Source organism: Bradyrhizobium sp. Ghvi (assembly GCF_900115265.1).
Classification (GTDB): domain Bacteria; phylum Pseudomonadota; class Alphaproteobacteria; order Rhizobiales; family Xanthobacteraceae; genus Bradyrhizobium.
Map to the genome: position 1 here is coordinate 221,679 of NZ_FOVU01000002.1, position 14,652 is coordinate 236,330.

Here is a 14,652-nt window from a genome sequence, read left to right on the forward strand (position 1 = left end):
GAACAGACCAGGTTTAGTTGCCGATGTCGCCTTGCCACAGGCGCTCATTGGCAGGGATGGAACGCCAATTCTTCATCATGGCGATGGAGCGCTCGTCGGCAAGGTCGAGCCAGGGAATCCCGAACTTGTCGAGGATGTCCTTGGAGCCCTCGAAGGTAACGGACTCGCCGATCACCACGAGCTTGACCTTGAACAGAGCGAGCGCGCCGGCACACATCGAGCATGGCGACAGCGTGGTGTACATGACAGTGTCGTGGAACGAGATCGCGCCGGCTTGGCGCAGGCAGCTCATCTCGCCGTGCAAAATTGGATTGTTCTCCTGCACGCGGTTGTTGTGGCCGCGGGCGATGATCTTGTTATCGCGCGTCAGCACGGCGCCGATCGGCAGGCCGCCTTGCGCGATCGAGGCTTCCGCTTCGCGGATCGCCTCCAGCATGAGATCGTGGTGGTGGGCTTCGACGGCCACGGTCAGTGTCCCTTCCCGCGCGGCGTCGTCGTGCCGGTATCCGTCGGACGTTCGATCTCGGCCTGGAACATGTCGAGGATCCGGTTCAGCGCGTCTTCCTCGGTGTATTCGCTCTCGCGCGCATAGGCGCGCGCGGCGTGGCGGGCGAGGTCGACCAGCAGCAGGCCCCACATGTCGGGCTCCTCGAAGGCCCGCTGGAACGCCATTGACAGTCCGCCATCCAGCACGAACACGCGCAGGATCTCGACCGCGTCGTCGCGGGTCATGACGTCGGGGGGTAGTGGCTGCTCCTTCGGGCCCGCCATGGTCTACCTGTAGCAGACGGCTTTGGCGGCCTCGACGACTTCCGCCGCCGAAGGCAGCGCGAGCTTCTCCAGGTTCGCCGCGTAAGGCATCGGCACGTCCTTGCCGGCGACGCGCGCCACCGGCGCGTCGAGATAGTCGAAGGCGTTTTCCATGATGCGTGCGGCGATCTCGGCGCCGACGCCGCTCTGGGCCCAGCCCTCTTCCACCGTGACGGCGCGGCCGGTCTTCTTGACCGAGTTGACGATGGTCTCGGTGTCCATCGGACGCAGCGTGCGCAGGTCGATCACCTCGGCTTCGATGCCGTCCTTGGCGAGCTCATCGGCGGCCTTCAGCGCATAGGTCATGCCGTTCGACCACGAGATGATGGTGACGTGGGAGCCCGTGCGCACAATGCGCGCCTTGCCGATCGGGATGACGAAATCGTCGAGCTTCGGTACTTCGCCGGTGTGACCGTAGAGCACCTCGTTCTCGAGGAAGATCACCGGATTGGGATCGCGGATCGCGGCCTTGAGCAGGCCCTTGTAATCGGCTGCCGAGAACGGCGCGACGACCTTGAGGCCCGGGACGTTCGAGTACCAGGCCGAATAATCCTGGCTGTGCTGGGCGGCAACGCGCGCCGCTGCGCCGTTCGGCCCGCGGAACACGATCGAGCAGCCCATCTGGCCGCCGGACATGTAGAGCGTCTTGGCCGCGGAGTTGATGATCTGGTCGATCGCCTGCATGGCGAAGTTGAAGGTCATGAACTCGACGACGGGCTTGAGCCCGGTCATCGCGGCGCCGACGCCGACGCCCGCAAAGCCGTGCTCGGTGATCGGGGTGTCGATGACGCGCCGCGCGCCGAACTCCTGCAGCAGGCCCTGGGTCACCTTGTAGGCGCCCTGATATTCGGCGACCTCTTCGCCCATCACGAACACGTCGGGGTCGCGGCGCATTTCTTCGGCCATGGCATCGCGCAGCGCTTCGCGGATGGTCTGGGTGACCATCTCGGTACCGGCGGGCACTTCGGGATCGGGTTCTGCGACAGCCTGCGGCGCAGGTGCGGCCTTGGGCGCCGGCGCTTCGGCCTTGGCAGCGGCGGGCGGCGCAGATTCCGCAGCCTTGGCCGCCGGTGCAGGCGCCTTGGCAAGATCGGCGGCGCTCTCGCCGTCGGCGAGGATGGTCGCGATGGGCGTGTTCACCGCAACGTCGGCGGTCCCCTCAGGGATCAGGATCTTGCCGAGCGTGCCCTCATCGGTCGCCTCGACCTCCATGGTGGCCTTGTCGGTCTCGATCTCTGCGATCACGTCGCCGGACTTGATCGCCTCGCCCTCTTTTTTAAGCCATTTGGCGAGGTTGCCCTTTTCCATCGTGGGCGACAACGCGGGCATCAGCACTTGAATTGGCATATCGACTCCAAAAGAAAGCTTGCGCGCGTTTAGCGGTAAACGTCGGTCCAGAGCTCGGCAGCATCCGGCTCGGGATCGTGCTGGGCAAAATCGGCGGAGGCGTTGACGATATCACGCACCTCGGCATCGATCGCCTTGAGGTCGGCCTCGCTGACCTTGGCCGCGAGCAGGCGATTGCGCACCTGCTCGATCGGATCCTGGTCATGGCGGACCTTCTCGACCTCCTCGCGCGTGCGGTATTTTGCCGGGTCGGACATCGAGTGACCGCGATAGCGATAGGTCTGCATCTCCAGGATGTAGGGACCCTTGCCGGCGCGGCACCAGGCCGCCGCCTCCTCGCCTGCAGCCTTGACGGCGCGGACGTCCATGCCGTCGACCTGCTTGCCGGGGATGTTGAAGGAAACGCCGCGCTTGGAGAAATCCTGCTGCGCCGAAGCACGCGAGACCGACGTGCCCATGGCGTAGCGGTTGTTCTCGATGACGTAGATCACCGGCAGCTTCCAGAGCTCCGCCATATTGAAGCTCTCATAGACCTGGCCCTGGTTGGCCGCGCCATCACCGAAATAGGTGACGCTGACATTGCCATTGCTGCGATAATTGTTGGCGAAAGCGAGGCCCGTGCCGAGCGAGACCTGCGCGCCGACGATGCCGTGACCGCCGTAGAAGTGCTTCTCCTTGCTGAACATGTGCATGGAGCCGCCCTTGCCCTTGGAATAGCCGCCGCGGCGTCCCGTGAGCTCGGCCATGACGCCATTGGCGTCCATGCCGGTGGCAAGCATGTGGCCGTGATCGCGATAACCGGTGATGACCTGATCGCCCTCTTTCAGGGCCATCTGCATGCCGACGACCACGGCCTCCTGCCCGATATAGAGATGGCAGAAGCCGCCGATCGCACCCATGCCGTAGAGCTGGCCGGCTTTTTCCTCGAATCGCCGGATGAGGAGCATGTCGCGGAGCGCCTTCAGCTCCTGCTCGCGCGTGAATTCCGGGGGCGAACCGCCGTCGGTTTTGTCGTGTGGGCTGGTTGCGGCGGCTTTCTTGGGTGCGGCCATGAGAATTCCGGGTCAGAGAAAACTAAGCCCTCTCTAACCCAACTCAATCGTGTGTGAAAGCACCGCAGCGACATGGCACGACTTTCATTATGCCGCACTGCAGCGTGATCGAAATATTGCAAAATCTTTGGCGCCGATCGGGCAACAAACCTAACCTCAGCCGTCGCGCGAACAAATTCGTGACCTAGTCAAGAACCTCCTCTCCGTTCCGTTGTCCAATGAGAACATCCCGCCGCGCCCGGGAACGACGTCAATGATGAGATCGGTGTGCTTCCAGACCTCGTACTGCGGTCCGCTGATATAGACCGGCATGCCGCCGACATGGCCGAGCAGCACGTCGGTCTCGCCGACGACGAACTCACCGGCCGGGTAGCACATAGGCGATGAGCCGTCGCAACAGCCTCCAGACTGATGAAACAGCACCGGGCCGTGATCTCTGCAGATCTCGGCCAGGAGCTCGAGCGCAGCCTCGGTGGCGCTGACCTTGTGGTTCATGACTGCCATCTCACCGACACAGGGCAGCGCAAAGGGAGGATTGCGCTGCCCTGCGCGGACTGCCCGATCAGAAGAAGCCGAGCTTCTTCGGGCTGTAGCTGACCAGGAGGTTCTTGGTCTGCTGATAGTGATCGAGCATCATCTTGTGGGTCTCGCGACCGATGCCTGACTGCTTGTAGCCGCCGAACGCCGCGTGCGCGGGATAGGCGTGGTAGCAGTTGGTCCACACGCGGCCGGCCTGGATGGCCCGGCCGAAGCGGTAGCAGCGGTTGGCGTCACGGCTCCAGATGCCGGCACCGAGACCGTAGAGCGTGTCATTGGCGATCGACAGCGCCTCCTCGTCGGTCTTGAAGGTCGTGACCGACACGACGGGTCCGAAGATCTCCTCCTGGAATATCCTCATCTTGTTGTTGCCGTGGAACACCGTCGGCTGGATGTAGAAGCCGCCGGCGAGATCGCCGGAGAGGTTCGCGCGCGCACCGCCGGCCAGGACCTTGGCACCTTCTTGCCTGCCGATGTCGATATAGGAAAGAATTTTCTCCAACTGCTCGCTGGAGGCCTGTGCGCCGATCATGGTCGCAGCATCGCGCGGATCACCCTGAACGATGGCAGCCACGCGCTTGAGCGCGCGCTCCATGAAGCGATCGTAGATGGACTCGTGCACCAGCGCCCGGCTCGGACAGGTGCAGACCTCGCCCTGGTTGAGCGCGAACATGACGAAGCCTTCGATCGCCTTGTCCAGGAAATCGTCGTCCTCGGCCACCACGTCCTTGAAGAAGATGTTCGGCGACTTGCCGCCGAGTTCGAGGGTGACCGGGATCAGATTCTGGCTGGCATATTGCATGATCAGCCGGCCCGTCGTGGTCTCGCCGGTGAAGGCGATCTTGGAGATGCGGGGGCTGGAGGCGAGCGGCTTGCCGGCCTCGAGGCCAAAGCCGTTGACGATGTTGACCACGCCCGGCGGCAAGAGATCGCCGACCAGCTCGGCCCAGACCAGAATCGAAGCCGGCGTCTGCTCGGCGGGCTTGAGCACCACACAATTGCCGGCGGCGATCGCGGGGGCGAGCTTCCAGCAGGCCATCAGCAGCGGGAAGTTCCAGGGGATGATCTGGCCCACGACCCCGAGCGGCTCATGGAAATGATAGGCGACGGTGTCCTGATCGATCTCGGAGAGATTGCCTTCCTGCCCGCGAATGGCGCCTGCGAAGTAGCGGAAGTGGTCGATCGCCAGCGGCAAGTCGGCGGCGCGGGTTTCGCGGATCGGCTTACCATTGTCCCAGGTCTCGGCGATGGCGAGCCGCTCGAGATTCTCTTCCATGCGATCGGCGATCCTGTTGAGGATGATTGCGCGTTCGACGACGCTGGTGCGACCCCAGGCGTCCTTGGCCGCATGCGCAGCGTCGAGCGCAGCTTCGACGTCCTGCGCGTCGGAGCGGGCGATCTTGCAGACGACCTGCCCGGTCACGGGCGAGGCGTTGTCGAAGTACTTGCCCGCGCGCGGGGCTACCCATTTGCCACCGATGAAATTGTCATAGCTTGCGGCGAACGGATTCTTCGTGAGATTGAGGAATTCAACCTTGTTCATGTTCACTCCCGATGTTGCTGTTTGCGCAAATTCGTCGCGTGGTCGCGACTTGCGGCAACGATCTCGCGGGAGGCGATTTCTGTCAGCCCCGGTGGAGGCGATGGCTGAGCGGACCTGTCGCAGAACTGCGACAGTCGTGGGCTGAGTCCTCTCATGTCCCGGACGCGCTGCAACGCGTTTGGCGTTGCTGCGCAGAGCCGGGACCCAAAAGCTACGCGGGAGGATGCGCGGCATGGGCCCCGGCTCTGCAACGCACGACGTCGCGAAGGGCGACGTGCTGCGTTGCGTCCGGGGCACTCGACGTGAGTTTGTACCCGCAGCGCAATGACGGCGGGGGAAGCGGCAGCGCCTAGTGCTTCAGGTCGAACCGCTTCAGCTTCCGGTGCAGCGTGGCGCGGCTGACGCCGAGAGCCTTGGCGGCGGCGGACACGTTGCCGCCGGCGCGCAGCAGCGCACGCTGCAATACCGCGCGCTGACCGCCATCGAGATGGTCATGCCCGGGTGCGCCGCCAAGCAAGTCGGCTGCGGGCATCGGCTGCATTGGACGGCCCGGCGCAATCCCGAGACTTGCCCTCGCGGATCGGGTGGCTCCGATCACGAGATCGTCCGCGTCGACCGCGACGAGACCGATGGACTGGCCGTCCGGTCCTGGCGTGAGCACGATGCGGGCGTGGGCGAAGGCGCGGCGAAACAGGTCGGCCTCGATGCGCCTGGCGGCTTCACCGGCCGCCAGCGCGATCAGGCTGGAGAACGCGTCGGTGCGGTCGGCACGGCAGGAGGAGACGTCGAGCACACCGGCAAAGGCCGCCTCATGGTCGTAGATCGGAACGGCCGTGCAGCTCAGCAGGGTGTTGCGGGTGAAGAAATGCTGGTCGCGATCGATCGTCAGTGGACGCTGCTCGACGACGCAGGTGCCGATGCCGTTGGTGCCCTCGTGCTCCTCGCTCCATAGCGCGCCGGTCCACAGGCCCCAGGACTGAAACGTCGAATCGTCGGCCGATGTGCCACGGCGATCGACCGGAACCCCCTCGCCGTCGGCAAGCAGCACGCAACAACCGCTCGCGCCGACCGCCTGGTAGAGCCGGTCCATGGCGCCTTGCGCGGCGGCCAGCAGTGGCGCGACGCGCTCGCGCGCCTGTCGCAGTTCGGTGTCGTTCAGCCGCAGCGGCTCGCTGCGGCCGGCGGGATCGAGATGATGCAATCGGGAGGAACGGCGCCACGAAGCCACGAGCGCGGACCGAGCCGCCTGGCCTGATGCAATAGCGGCTTCGACACGAGCCGCGTGATGCCGGGGCATTAACCCATCCATCACCGTTTCCTCCCGGAAGCAGTCTAGTCGGCGCCTGCACAACCGGATTGATCTTCGTCAACCCCCGGCGGCATCGCGCCCGGACAGCAATGCCCCCCTCGCCGCACCGCCGTCAAGGCGCGGTCCGGTCGCGGATCTACGACCTTCGGAATAGGTGGCGGCCTGATCGGGATTCGAACGGCGCGGACGCGCTAGTTCTGCGGGATCATCCGAACGAGATCGTGCGGGTTGACGTAGTCGAGCTGGAATCGGGCCCGCTCGTCGAGCATGTCAGGGTCGATCTTTTCGGTGCGCAGCAGCGAGACGCGCTGCTCGCTGCGGGCGCGCTCACGCTTGAGCTGGGCGAGCTCGCTGGTCAGCGCGATGATCTCCTGGTCGAGCTCCTGGCGGGCGTTGAGGCCGTATTTGCCGGTATAGGCGTTGACGCCGAAATAGCCGACGATGGCGGCCGCCATCGCATAGAGGGCAAGGCCGGTCAGGATCGATTTGAGGCGGGCGCGCGAGACCATTTTGGCAAGATGGGCCAGCTTGGTTAAGGGAGTGCTAATCGCCCATCCAGCTCGGTGTCATTCCGGGGCGCGCGTAGCGCGAACCCGGAATCCATCAGGCCACAACCTCCGTCGGGACATGGATTCCGGGCTCGACGCTTCGCATCGCCCCGGAATGACGGAGTGAGCGGCTCAGCCGTGGTGCTTGGCGACGTGCGCGGCGAAAGCGTCGAGATAGGCCTGGAGCACGCTCTTCAGCGAGTCCTTGGTCAGCTTGCCCTCGGCATCGAAGGCGTCGCCGACCGCATTCAGATAGGTCTCGGGCTGCTGCATGATCGGGCCGGAGATGCCCGGCAGGATGTTCTGGAGCGTCTTGGCGGCGCTGACGCCACCGAGCGGCCCCGGCGAGTTGGAGATGATGCCAACCGGCTTGCCGTTGAGCGAGCTTTTGCCATAGGGCCGCGAGGCGACGTCGATGGCGTTTTTCAGCACGCCGGGAATGGCGCGATTATACTCGGGCGTGACGAAGATAATGCCGTCGCACTTCTGCAGCTTCTCGCGGAAGGCCAGCCAGTCGGCGGGCGGGGCGCCCTCGAGGTCCTGGTTGAAGAAGGAGATGCCCGCCGGGGTGATGACCTCGAGCTTGAGCGATGTCGGTGCGAGCTTGGCAAGCGCGTTGGCGATCTTCAGCGAGAAGCTGTCCTTGCGCAGGCTGCCGGCGATCACGACGATATTGTAGGCCATGGGATGTCCTTGAAACCTTGAGGAAGAAGTGCCCGGTGGCACTTAAGCCATCCGGGGCATTGGATGCAAGTGCATGAACTGGAGCGATTTGGAAACGCTGAGTTTCTCGAAACCAGATGGTCATCCAAACAATCGGGCCGCCAAGCGGCGGCCCGATCTTTCGCAAAAAATGCATAACTTGGATTAGATCGTCGGATTCCAGGCCGACGGGATCAGACGATATTTGGCACCGTCCTTCTCGACATGGCCGACCGAGGGGAAGGTGAAATGGAAGCCCACCACGGTCGCCTTTTCCGCTGCCGCCATGTCGTAGAATTTGTGGCGGGTCTGCTGCGCCATCGCCGCATCGGTGTCGAACATAACGTGCCAATCCGGGTTGCGCAGGAAGAACTCCGGAATGTTGGTGACGTCGGACTGGATCAGGACCTTCTTGTCGCCCGAGGCCACCGCGAATGAGGTGTGACCGGGCGTATGGCCCGGTGTCGCGATCGAGGTGATGCCTGATACGACCTCCTTGCCCCATTCGTACTTCGTCACCTTGGACTCGATGCCCGCGAAGGTCTTCTTCACGTTGGCGAAGTAGTTCTTCATCAGGTCGCCGGAGGCCTTGCCCGCGTTCTCCTCGCTGGCCCAGAACTCCCAATCCTTGGCCGGGACCATGATCTCGGCATTGGGGAAGGCCATCGAACCGTCGGCCAAACGGATGCCGTTGGTGTGGTCCGGATGCAGATGCGACAGCAGCACGACATCGATGTTCTTCGGATCGACGCCGGCGGCCTGCAGGTTTTGCAAGGTGCGGCCGACCGCGCCCTTGCTGGGCTCCAGGTTGGCGACGCCGTTGCCTGTGTCGATCAGCACGAGCTTGGAGCCGGTGTTGATCAGCTGCGGATTGAACGGCACCGTGACCATGCCCTTGGGCATGTAGGCGGCGTCGGCCGCCGCGAGCGCCTCCTCCTTCGGAATGTTGACGACGAACTTGTCCGGCATCGGGAAGCTGCGCGCACCGTCATTGATCGAGGTACACTCGAAGCTGCCCACCTTGTAGCGATAGAAACCCGGTGCCTGAGCGCCGGCCTGCGACACCGCGGCATTGGTCGCGCTTGGTCGCAATCCGGTGACGGCGGCCGCGCCGATGGCGGCGGCGCCTGCAAGCAGGTGACGACGATTGAGATCGGTCATGGAGATGTCCCCTTCTGAGCGCGTTGCGGTTTTTCCGCTTTCAACTGCGGCGGAATAATCTGCCGCCTCGCTCAGAAGGCAAGACCTCTTTTGGGTGCCTGCGGTCGCAGATCACGAAGATTTATTTGGGTTGATGAGGAATTTTTCGCCGGTGGCACGTTTGGCGTACACCGCGATATTGGCGGGATCGAGCGCTTCCTGAAGCGACACCACCTTGGTGTAGTGGCTGGCAAAGGTGGTCTTCAATTCGCTCACGACGCGCTGGCGCAGCCGTCCGATATCGGCAGGTCCGATCTTCTGCAGGAACGGGGTGAGCAGCCAGCCGCCGACGCCCCAGGCCATGCCGAAGCCGCGCGGCAGTTCTATCGGACGAACATCGAGCGCGCCGTAGACGTAGACCTGTTTGTGCACGCTGGAGCCATAGCGGCTGTATTCCTTCGCGGTCTTGTTGATCGCGATTTCCATGCAGTTGAGGATGTCGCCGGCAAGCTTGCCACCGCCGATCGCATCGAAAGCGATGGTGGCGCCGGTCTCGACCAGCGCATTGGTGAGATCGTCGAGGAAACCAGGCACGCTGGAATCGACGACATATTTGGCGCCGATCTTGTGCAGGATGTCAGCCTGCTCCTTGCTGCGCACGATGTTGACCAGCGCGATGCCGTCCTTGATGCAGATCTTGTTCAGCATCTGGCCGAGATTGGAGGCGGCGGCGGTGTGCACCAGCGCCTTGTGACCTTCGCGCCGCATCGTCTCGGTCATGCCGAGCGCTGTGAGCGGATTGACGAACCACGACGCGCCTTCCGCCGCCGTCGTGCCCTCGGGCAACGGTTGGCAGTCCCTCGCCTTCAGGGTGCGGTACTGCGCATACATCGCGCCGCCGATCATCGCGACCGTTTTGCCCATCAGCGCCTTCGCAGCGTCGGACGAGCCGGTCCTGATGACGACGCCCGCGCCCTCGTTGCCGACTGGCAGGGACTGGTCGAGCCGCGCGCCCATCGCGCGCATCGCACCGTCGGGCACCTTCGCGGTGATGACGGGGGCATCCCTGGTCCCGAACGCCTTCGCCGTGCTCAAGTCGGCTGCGCCGACCAGCAGGCCGAGGTCTGACGGGTTGATCGGCGCCGCCTCGATGCGGACGACGACCTCGTCGTCCGCGGGCTCGGGGGTCGGCACGTCGACAAGCGAGATCTCGAGCTCTCCGCTCGACTTGATCAGCGAACGCAGTTGCAGTCCGGTCATGCCGTCGCTCATGTCGATCCTCCCCTGTGTTCTAAGGCGCTGGCTTATGCCAGCGCCTTCACTGCCGCCTTGCCGCCGTAGAGCGCCTGCTTGCCGAGCTGCTGCTCGATGCGCAGGAGCTGGTTGTATTTGGCGGTGCGATCGGACCGCGCAAGGGAGCCGGTCTTGATCTGACCGCAGTTCGTTGCGACCGCGAGGTCGGCGATGGTGGAATCCTCGGTCTCACCCGAGCGATGGGACATGACGGAGGTGTAGCCGGCCTTGTGGGCCATCTCGACCGCGGCCAGCGTCTCGGTCAGCGTGCCGATCTGGTTGACCTTGATCAGGATAGAGTTGGCGCGGCCGGCCTTGATGCCTTCGGCGAGGCGCTTGACGTTGGTGACGAACAGATCGTCGCCGACAAGCTGGCACTTCTTGCCGATCAGATCGGTGAGCTCCTTCCAGCCATCCATGTCGTCCTCCGACATGCCGTCCTCGATGGTGACGATCGGATAGCGCGAGACGAGGTCGGCGAGATATTTGGCCTGCTCGGAGATCGAACGGGTCTTACCCTCGCCTTCATAGACGTACTTGCCGTCCTTGAAGAACTCGGTCGAGGCGCAGTCGAGGCCGAGCACGATGTCGGTCCCTGCCTTGAAGCCGGCCTTGCCGATCGCATTCATGACGAACTCGAGGGCGGCGTCCGCCGACGGCAGGTTCGGCGCGAAGCCGCCCTCGTCGCCGACATTGGTGTTGTGGCCGGCCTTCTTCAGCTCCGACTTCAGCGTGTGGAACACTTCTGCGCCATAGCGCAGGCCCTCTGCGAACGAGGACGCGCCGACGGGAAGGATCATGAACTCCTGGAAATCGATCGGGTTGTCGGCATGCACGCCACCATTGATGATGTTCATCATCGGCACCGGTAGGAGCCGCGCCGAGGTGCCGCCGACATAACGATAGAGCGGCATGTCGAGGGAGTTCGCGGCCGCCTTGGCGCAGGCCAGCGAGACACCGAGAATCGCGTTGGCGCCGAGCCGGCTCTTGTTCGCCGTGCCGTCGAGATCGATCATGACCTGGTCGATCTGGGCCTGCTGCTCGACATCGAGACCGCTCAGCGCCTCGAAAATCTCGCCGTTGACGGCGCCGACCGCCTTGGTGACGCCCTTGCCGAGATAACGGGCCTTGTCGCCGTCGCGCAGCTCGACCGCCTCATGGGCACCGGTGGAGGCGCCAGACGGCACAGCGGCGCGGCCAAGCGCACCATCTTCCAGCACGACGTCAACCTCGACGGTGGGATTGCCGCGGCTATCGAGGATTTCGCGTCCGATGATGTCGATGATGGCGGTCATGGGGGCCTCTTTTCGGAAAGCATAAGGTGGGGCAGTTGCCGGTGCTTCTACCGCAATGCGTCGAAGCGGAAAAGGCCGGGTGACGGCCGCAGCATGATTGGCTAAGAGGGCCGCTCGGAGGCTGCCTCATGTCGAAAAAGTCAAGCAAATCGAACAACTCACCTGCCAACTCGGCTTCCTTGCAGCTTGGCCGTGCCGTGGAATGGCCTGATGCGCCCGAGAAGGCCAAGCTCGACCGCGTGCCGAATCCGCAAGCCGGAACCGATTATCTGGTCCGGTTCACCGTACCGGAATTCACCTCGCTCTGCCCGGTCACCGGACAACCCGATTTCGCCCATCTGATGATCGACTACGCGCCCGGAGAGTGGCTGCTGGAGTCGAAATCGCTGAAACTCTACATCGCGAGCTTCCGCAACCACGGCGCCTTTCACGAGGACTGCACCGTGATGATCGGCAAGCGCATCGCGAGCGAGATCAAGCCGAAATGGTTGCGCATAGGCGGCTATTGGTATCCACGCGGCGGCATCCCGATCGACGTGTTCTGGCAGACGGGAAGCGTGCCGAAGGGCCTCTGGGTGCCCGAGCAAGGCGTCGCGCCGTATCGCGGCCGGGGGTAGTTCCTACCCGGCTCGACATCCTACAGGCTGCCTTTCTCTCCGGCTTTTGGCGGCAGCCTCCAAGCAGCAATCAGACCGCCGGCGGCGGCGAGCGCCGCAACAAGCCATGGCCGGGCATAGCTTGCCGCGGTCCCTTCGTCCGAGAGCGTTGTGCCGAGTGCTGCTATGCCGAGAGCGAATCCGGCCTGGCGCATGACGACTGTAACAGCTGAGGCAAGTCCGGCCTGGGCCGGAGGCAACAATGCGACGACGGCGCCCGACAATTGGGGATGCGCCAACGCCGCGCCAAGCCCGACTAGAACCATCCCAAATACTACCGCCGCAAGTGCGGCCCGGGCGTCTCCAAACAAACCGCCCCCCGCTGAGGCCAGAATGAGATTGCCTACCACCGTCGCTAGCATCGCCGTCGCAAACAGCCGGCGCCAGCCCCAACGCGCCACCAGCCGGGCGCCATAGGGCGGCACGAAGAGCATCGGCAACGTTGCAGGAAGGAGTGCAATCCCGACCAACGAACCTGTCCAGCCGAATGCGGCCTTGAGGAACATCGGCAGGTAGACGAGCACAGCCCAGTACCCAAGGGAGACCGCAAGCAACAGCGACGAAACGCAGACCATGACCGGCCGACCAAACACGGCCGGATCAAAGATCGGCACAGGCCGCCGCGACTGCTGCAATCTGAAGATGGCCAGCAGACACGCACTTGCACCAAAACCGATCGCGATGCGCATGTGGGCCGATGGTCCGGTCAAAAGGCTTTCGATTGCGCTGCCAAGGGCAAGTGTGAGGATAGCGATACCGCTCCAATCCAGCGTCCGACGCTCGCGACTTTGCGATTCCGCGACCAGCAGCGGAACGACCAAAAGAACAAGCAGGCAGAGCGGGATGTTGACGAAGAAGATGTATCGCCATCCGATCCAATCCGACAGGAGTCCTCCCACCGTCGGGCCGAGCGCCATGGCAATACCCGAGAGCACGCCCATGAGCCCAAATGCGCGAGCGCGCTCCTCGGGCTTGACGTACATGCTCGCAAGCAGCGCAATGCCCCCCGTTATGACAAACGCCGCGCCGACGCCTTGCACGGCGCGAGCAGCCCACAGCAGCGGGGCTGTTGTCGCGACACCGCAGGCGATCGAGCCGACCAGGAACACGAGATTGCCCGCAAGCAAAGCGCGACGCCGCCCGTACCTGTCGGCCAGCGTGCCGGCAGCGAGCAAAGCCCCCGTAAACGCCAAGCTGTAGGCATCCATCACCCAGGCACTGCCCGCAACACCGAAACCAAGCTCGGCCGCGAGGGCCGGCATCGCGACGACGACGGCGGTGACGTCGAATTGCGTCAGGAACGCCGCCATGCCGAGGACCGATGCAGGTAGTAGTCCGTAGCGAAGACTGCGCGACTGTACGTCGCGCTCTGTATGTATCATGGAATTTCCGATCAAGAAGAGCTGTCCCGATATGGCCCGCGAAGCGCTCTCCTTGCCAATGCAAAGGGTTCACATCATCATGAAAATCATTCATGCTGATGCGATGCGCTCATTTCCTCCCTTCGACGGCTTGATCGCCTTCGAGACCACCCTGCGACACGCGAGCGTAACTCGCGCTGCGATCGAACTCGGACTCACTCAGAGCGCCGTCAGCCACCGTCTACGCAAGCTCGAAGACTTCGTAGGTGCGCCCTTGCTCATCCGACAGCCGAGCGGCGTAAGCGCCACGGCCGCCGGTACGGCCCTGTCGAACGGGCTCGCGGGCGTGCTCGACAGGATGGGCGAGCTTCGTGCGCTATGTCGCGCCGCCGCGCCGTCATCGATTCTCAAGGTCGGCGTCGGCGCAGCACTTGCCGACTATTGGGTGGTGCGCCGTCTGCCCGACTTTGCAAAAGCCAATCCCGGCATTCCGGTGGAAGTGACCATTCTGGAGGGTGACGCACATGCGCCATCGACCGGCCTCGACGTTGTCGTGCGATGGCATCAAGTCTCGGGTTTCAGGGCAACGTCCACCCAGCGCCTGCTTTGCCGCGAGCATGTTTTTCCGGTCTGCCATCCGCGGCTGCTGCCACATCGCCGGTCAAAGTACGACCCAACTCTGCTGAGATCTTTGCCGCTCTTGCACAAGGGCCGAGCCGGCGAGGACAGTGGTGCCGAGTGGTCATGGACAACATGGTTTGAACGACTGGGTTTCGGCCGCCCGCCCTCTGCGGAAGTCCGCTTCGCAACGATCGCCACGGCAATAGCCGCCGCGCTCGCCGGAAACGGCGTCGTGCTTGCACGTTCGTTGCTCGTTCAAGACGCGCTGAAAGATGGAAGGCTTGTTCGGGTGCTTCCACCCTCGTGGGATTTGCTCTCGAGCAAGACCCAGATTGTGCGCTGGCCCGCACCGATGGCCAGAGATCACCGCGTGACCTCGTTTGTCAAATGGGTGCTGCAAACCGCAAAGGCAGCCAGCGGGTAGCGTCAGACCGGCGC

15 protein-coding genes are annotated in these 14,652 nt (G+C 63.8%); 2 read left to right on the forward strand and 13 right to left on the reverse strand.

The genetic code is table 11. The features are described 5' to 3' along the window. Positions 1 to 13 precede the first annotated feature (13 nt). The 12 genes from BM374_RS07765 to eno all read right to left on the reverse strand — a co-directional run bounded on the left by BM374_RS07765 (position 14) and on the right by eno (position 11,576). A complete protein-coding gene (locus tag BM374_RS07765) occupies positions 14 to 466 on the reverse strand; it encodes a nucleoside deaminase (protein WP_092290690.1) in 453 nt (150 codons plus the stop codon). Positions 467 to 468: 2 nt separating this feature from the next. Further along, on the reverse strand, positions 469 to 771 hold the full coding sequence (locus tag BM374_RS07770) for a DUF5076 domain-containing protein (protein WP_008547332.1): 303 nt from the start codon (positions 769 to 771) through the stop codon (positions 469 to 471). Between the two features lie 3 nt (positions 772 to 774). Further along, positions 775 to 2,157, reverse strand: a complete 1,383-nt coding sequence (locus tag BM374_RS07775) for a pyruvate dehydrogenase complex E1 component subunit beta (protein WP_092290692.1) — start codon at positions 2,155 to 2,157, stop codon at positions 775 to 777. A gap of 29 nt (positions 2,158 to 2,186) precedes the next feature. Continuing rightward, a complete protein-coding gene (pdhA, locus tag BM374_RS07780) occupies positions 2,187 to 3,209 on the reverse strand; it encodes a pyruvate dehydrogenase (acetyl-transferring) E1 component subunit alpha (RefSeq protein ID WP_092290694.1) in 1,023 nt (340 codons plus the stop codon). 156 nt (positions 3,210 to 3,365) lie between these two features. Further along, complete coding sequence (locus BM374_RS07785) at positions 3,366 to 3,704, reverse strand: DUF779 domain-containing protein (RefSeq protein WP_092291840.1); 339 nt, start codon at positions 3,702 to 3,704, stop codon at positions 3,366 to 3,368. A 67-nt stretch (positions 3,705 to 3,771) separates the two neighbouring features. Then, complete coding sequence (gene adh, locus BM374_RS07790; protein WP_092290696.1) at positions 3,772 to 5,289, reverse strand: aldehyde dehydrogenase; 1,518 nt, start codon at positions 5,287 to 5,289, stop codon at positions 3,772 to 3,774. A gap of 349 nt (positions 5,290 to 5,638) precedes the next feature. Continuing rightward, on the reverse strand, positions 5,639 to 6,598 hold the full coding sequence (locus BM374_RS07795) for a helix-turn-helix domain-containing protein (RefSeq protein WP_177248167.1): 960 nt from the start codon (positions 6,596 to 6,598) through the stop codon (positions 5,639 to 5,641). Between the two features lie 191 nt (positions 6,599 to 6,789). After that, complete coding sequence (locus BM374_RS07800) at positions 6,790 to 7,107, reverse strand: FtsB family cell division protein (RefSeq protein ID WP_027529774.1); 318 nt, start codon at positions 7,105 to 7,107, stop codon at positions 6,790 to 6,792. Between the two features lie 171 nt (positions 7,108 to 7,278). Further along, positions 7,279 to 7,830 carry an NADPH-dependent FMN reductase gene (locus BM374_RS07805; protein ID WP_092290700.1) on the reverse strand — a complete coding sequence of 184 codons (552 nt, stop codon included), beginning with the start codon at positions 7,828 to 7,830 and terminating at the stop codon, positions 7,279 to 7,281. 183 nt (positions 7,831 to 8,013) lie between these two features. Then, positions 8,014 to 9,009 carry an MBL fold metallo-hydrolase gene (locus BM374_RS07810; RefSeq protein ID WP_092290702.1) on the reverse strand — a complete coding sequence of 332 codons (996 nt, stop codon included), beginning with the start codon at positions 9,007 to 9,009 and terminating at the stop codon, positions 8,014 to 8,016. 111 nt (positions 9,010 to 9,120) lie between these two features. Then, positions 9,121 to 10,260 (reverse strand): zinc-binding dehydrogenase, encoded by a 1,140-nt coding sequence (locus BM374_RS07815; protein ID WP_092290704.1) that lies wholly within the window; start codon positions 10,258 to 10,260, stop codon positions 9,121 to 9,123. A 32-nt stretch (positions 10,261 to 10,292) separates the two neighbouring features. After that, complete coding sequence (gene eno, locus BM374_RS07820) at positions 10,293 to 11,576, reverse strand: phosphopyruvate hydratase (RefSeq protein WP_092290706.1); 1,284 nt, start codon at positions 11,574 to 11,576, stop codon at positions 10,293 to 10,295. Between the two features lie 128 nt (positions 11,577 to 11,704). On the opposite strand from eno, the gene queF reads away from it, so the two are divergent. Further along, positions 11,705 to 12,193: a preQ(1) synthase gene (queF, locus tag BM374_RS07825; protein WP_092290708.1), complete on the forward strand. Its 489-nt coding sequence runs from the start codon at positions 11,705 to 11,707 to the stop codon at positions 12,191 to 12,193. A 20-nt stretch (positions 12,194 to 12,213) separates the two neighbouring features. Here queF and BM374_RS07830 read toward each other — a convergent pair whose 3' ends face one another. Continuing rightward, on the reverse strand, positions 12,214 to 13,614 hold the full coding sequence (locus BM374_RS07830; protein WP_092290710.1) for an MFS transporter: 1,401 nt from the start codon (positions 13,612 to 13,614) through the stop codon (positions 12,214 to 12,216). On the opposite strand from BM374_RS07830, the gene BM374_RS07835 reads away from it, so the two are divergent. Beyond that, on the forward strand, positions 13,613 to 14,638 hold the full coding sequence (locus tag BM374_RS07835) for a LysR substrate-binding domain-containing protein (RefSeq protein WP_244552543.1): 1,026 nt from the start codon (positions 13,613 to 13,615) through the stop codon (positions 14,636 to 14,638). The two genes, BM374_RS07830 and BM374_RS07835, sit on opposite strands and share 2 nt — an antisense overlap. Positions 14,639 to 14,652 lie beyond the last annotated feature (14 nt).